Below are 3961 nucleotides of genomic sequence, written 5' to 3'. Positions count from 1 at the left end.
TTTTTTATTGGAAATCGTCGCTGGCCTAATTGCTTATACATTCCAACCTAAAAAACCGAGCTTGAATTTACGGGATTGTGATATCGCTATTTTTAAACGAAGCTGAGGTTAGTTACTAACCCCTCCCCGTGAGGGCTTCCTGTCTCTTCTCTCGCCCAATCACCCCCCACACTTAAGCTAATCCCCTGTTCTGAAATATTTTTTTGAAATAAATCATCTTGAAAATCAACATAAAGAGTATTTTCACGAAAACAAAATCCACAAAATGTTGACTTTAAAATCCACATGGTGTTTAATGCATCATATCAAAGGCACACAGACAAGCGAACAGGCAAGGAAAGCCCACGAAGTAGCCGCTACCGGCGTATGAAAAGGTAGATGATTCGCAAGTGCTAAGAAACAACCGTAGTACCAGTAATACCAAGTAACACTAAGTAATACCGCTCTTTAACAAATAAGCTCCCGCCATTGTGGGAAATACTCAAAGTGAGTTTTGAGGTGTGAACAGCAACATAGCTTAAAACTTACTATAGGGGTAATCAAATGAACAAAATCACTTTCTTACCTGTACGCGGTAAGACGAATTCGAAGATCCGCCGCTACATTGCCAGAGGTGAACTGATGGCACGCAAAGCGGCTGAGGCTGAAACAAACAAAAGCCGCTCAATTGATGAAATCTTTGATTCAATCATTAAACCAGTCGATGAAACTGATGTACTTGCAAATCTGATTATTACTTTAAAGAGTAACGATAAACAAGAAAATACAGGCAGCCATTGCTTACCAAATACCTGGCTCTATTCAGTTAGATAATTAAATTAATATGAGGATGTGATGGATAAATACATAGAACCAATCCCAATAGTAGAAATAACAACGCCCAAAAATGGGAAAGGAGTTATTCGTAATGCTTATTGGCTCGTTAAAGATAAAAATGTTTTTCGCTCAAAAATGGGAAATTCGTATCAGTTTAATCGTCAAGAACTCGTTGTTAGAAAATTCTACGAAAAACTACTTGCACTTGATGACGGCTACACAGTCGAACAAATACCCGTCGCTTTCATAGATTAGCACATTGCCAATTAACTAATTTCAGCTCATTTCCGAGTGGGCTGTGGTGAGTTAATAATAGGAGGATATATGAGCGAAAGAGGTTTTAAATACTATCGTCTAACTGGTGATATCGTTAAACAGATTGATGATGAATTTCAAATTATCAATGAGAAGCGAGCGGAAGTTCTTAAAACTGCAAAAGATAGCATCGGTGCAAAGGGGGCAACATTTCAACATGGGTTCGGTGTAAATGGAACATTAATAGAAAGATTTGCTTTTCCAATAGAGAAAGAATTTGATTTTGCTGTAAAAATTATTGTGAAAAACGATGAATTAAAAGTAGTTCATGCAAAAAGCAATTCAAAAGCAGGGAAGGAATTTAATAAAAACATTGCTGATTTAACCAAAGAAACAAACAGGAAGTTAAAGAAACTGCCTACTTACAAAGATTTTCTTATTGAGAAATTCAATATTGGTTGCACAAAATTAGGAACTCAAAAACCAAATCAACGTGGCATTCCAGTGATTTCAACATTAGTGGGAAAGGCATCAAAAGATAATAGCATTCTTTTATTCGCTATTCCCAGTGTAGAGAGAGAGGGAGAGGGTTGGGATACAATACCGAAAGTTCCTGAATGTTTTGAAGAGATAACTTACGGTACTTTTTATGATTTAAGCGAATGATTAATTTCTCCACACCGGGAAAAACAATAGGGAATCATCAGCAGGGATGCTCTTTATTAAATATGAGAGTTGAACAATGAACACAAAAATGAAATTTGCAACTGAGTGTAAAGCTGAACAAGCTCGCTATTTATCCGAAGCCAAAATATTTCGTCGCGGTTCTGAAATGCGCAAAATGTATGTTTCTCTTGCATGGAGAAATAGAAATAATGCGCGGCAATGGACTAGTCTTTAATTAATTAGCAGGGATGCTCTTTATTAACTACAGAGAAGGTTTGATTATGGAAATATGGTTTAAACAGTTTGAGTCCCACGGCAGACAAATTTTAGTCGAGAAAGCTGAGGATAACGAAATAGAAAAATTACGCATCAAAATTCGATGGCAAGAAGATTTCGGGGAAATATCAACAGGTCTATATTTTGACTTTAATGATGATAATTACGAACATGTAGTTCAACTCCGGGACGATGTATTCGATAACACAAATCAGGATAATGTTGATAATGCGGTCAGGGAAATGTTAGAAACATTAAAATTATTACAAGAAATTCCGACTGAGGATTAAACAATGTCAGACAATAAAAGACACGTGCACGCTGAATTAATGCTGCAGTATGCTCAAGATGCGTTGAAAACTGATAAGCCGTGGAAGCTGTGGGAAATAGGTGACGGCGCTGACGGGTGGGATGACTTAGATGATCATCCATGGTGGATCAAAGATTCTGAATATCGCCGCAAGCCAGAAATAATAAAAGTCGGCAAAGTCAGTTTTCCAAAGCCAATATGTGAAATACCGTCAGTTAACACTTTATGTTATTTTGTTGCCATTCATAGTAATATGAATATTCTTAATAATAATTGGCATAATGATTCAGTTGTGCTTAATACTTACTTAAAAAGAGGACTTATTCATTTAACAGAAGATGCCGCTCAGCAGCATTTAGACGCATTAATTAAAATAAACCGGGGTGAATTTTAGTAATATGGAGTAAAGGCCAGTGGACGGCTCAGGGGTAATAAACAATTAATGTAATTAAAGGAATCACTCATGTCAGATAAAAATGAAGTGGCTATCATTGATATAAAACCAGAACAAGCGCCGGTTATTTATATTCCAAACGGGCTTGATGCGTTTTTAAATAAAATTAGAGAATCGGTAAATGAAATTCCAGATGTTACGACAAAAAGAGGCCGTGACAGAATCGCATCATTAGCTGCGCAAATATCACGCAGCAAGACAGCTATAGAAAAGCCAGGTCGCGAATATCTTAAGCGACTCAAAGAAGCAGTAAAACCAGCGGAGCAAGAAATTAAGCGCTTTGTTGATGCATGCAATGAGCTACGTGATGAAGTTCGCAAGCCGCTCGCCGACTGGGAAGCTGAACAAGAGCGTATTAAGCGTGAAGAGGAAGCACGTAAAGCAGCAGAGGAACTGGCAAAGCAAATCGAAACTGATTATGAAATTGCTCTGCTAATGGATGAAAAATTTGATAGAGACCTGGCAGAAAAGAAAGCCGAACAGGAACGCCAGCGTGTTGCTCGCGAGGAAGAAATCAAGCGGCAGGCAGCAGAGCAGGCCCGCATTGATGCTGAGCGCAAAGCTTTGGCTGAAATTGAAGCCGCAGCACGACGCGAAGCTGAAGCAAAAGCGGCGACGGAGAGAGCTGAACGTGAAAAGCTGGAAGCGCTAGAACGTGCCGAACGTGAAAAACAAGCTGCAATTGATGCTGAGCGGCGCAAGTCGGAAGAAGCAGAGAGAGTCCGTTTGGCTGAAATTGAGCGTCAGAAAGATGAAGAGATGCGGCGACGGGCTGATATTGAACATCGTAAACGTATTAACAATGAATCTCTGCAAGAATTAATTAAAGCCGGAATTACAGAAGAATGTGCAATGAATTGTATCAGAGCTATAGCAAACGGCAAAACAACTCACTTAAAAATCATCTATTAATTATGAAAATCAACAAGCAACTTTTCAATTTAGCTCAATCTAAAGCCAGAATCGCTTTCAAAATAGAAAGTCAAATTGAATGGTTTATAGCAATGCAATATTTGAGGCTATCATATGAATATGATTAAAGAGTGGCTCTTTGCTATGTTATTTCCCGCTTGTTTAATTCTATTTACGACGTTAATTTTAATTTTTCTGAGATAAAAACATGAAAACTCGTGGACAAATAGCTGATGAGAGATTATTGGCTTATGAAAAGATATTATTCAAAA

At 38.0% G+C, this 3961-nt stretch carries 7 protein-coding genes; all 7 read left to right on the top strand.

Annotated features, from left to right (window positions below):
• The first annotated feature begins 543 nt into the window (after nt 1-543).
• Entirely contained in the window at nt 544-813 is a 270-nt protein-coding gene (locus ACGF5R_RS23595) for a hypothetical protein (protein ID WP_387693042.1), read from the top strand.
• Between the two features lie 21 nt (nt 814-834).
• Nucleotides 835-1071, top strand: coding sequence for a hypothetical protein (locus ACGF5R_RS23590; RefSeq protein WP_387693040.1), 237 nt, complete (start codon nt 835-837; stop codon nt 1069-1071).
• A 69-nt stretch (nt 1072-1140) separates the two neighbouring features.
• Nucleotides 1141-1737, top strand: coding sequence for a DUF5420 family protein (locus tag ACGF5R_RS23585; protein WP_387693038.1), 597 nt, complete (start codon nt 1141-1143; stop codon nt 1735-1737).
• Between the two features lie 88 nt (nt 1738-1825).
• Complete coding sequence (locus tag ACGF5R_RS23580; protein WP_262981512.1) at nt 1826-1972, top strand: hypothetical protein; 147 nt, start codon at nt 1826-1828, stop codon at nt 1970-1972.
• A gap of 46 nt (nt 1973-2018) precedes the next feature.
• Nucleotides 2019-2303, top strand: coding sequence for a hypothetical protein (locus ACGF5R_RS23575; RefSeq protein WP_387693036.1), 285 nt, complete (start codon nt 2019-2021; stop codon nt 2301-2303).
• A 3-nt stretch (nt 2304-2306) separates the two neighbouring features.
• On the top strand, nt 2307-2717 hold the full coding sequence (locus ACGF5R_RS23570) for a hypothetical protein (protein WP_387693034.1): 411 nt from the start codon (nt 2307-2309) through the stop codon (nt 2715-2717).
• A gap of 69 nt (nt 2718-2786) precedes the next feature.
• Complete coding sequence (locus ACGF5R_RS23565; protein WP_387693032.1) at nt 2787-3689, top strand: hypothetical protein; 903 nt, start codon at nt 2787-2789, stop codon at nt 3687-3689.
• The last annotated feature ends 272 nt before the right edge of the window (nt 3690-3961 follow it).

The organism is Photorhabdus sp. RM71S, from assembly GCF_042879355.1.
Classification (GTDB): domain Bacteria; phylum Pseudomonadota; class Gammaproteobacteria; order Enterobacterales; family Enterobacteriaceae; genus Photorhabdus; species Photorhabdus kayaii.
This window is presented reverse-complemented; position numbering and strand designations above follow the sequence as displayed.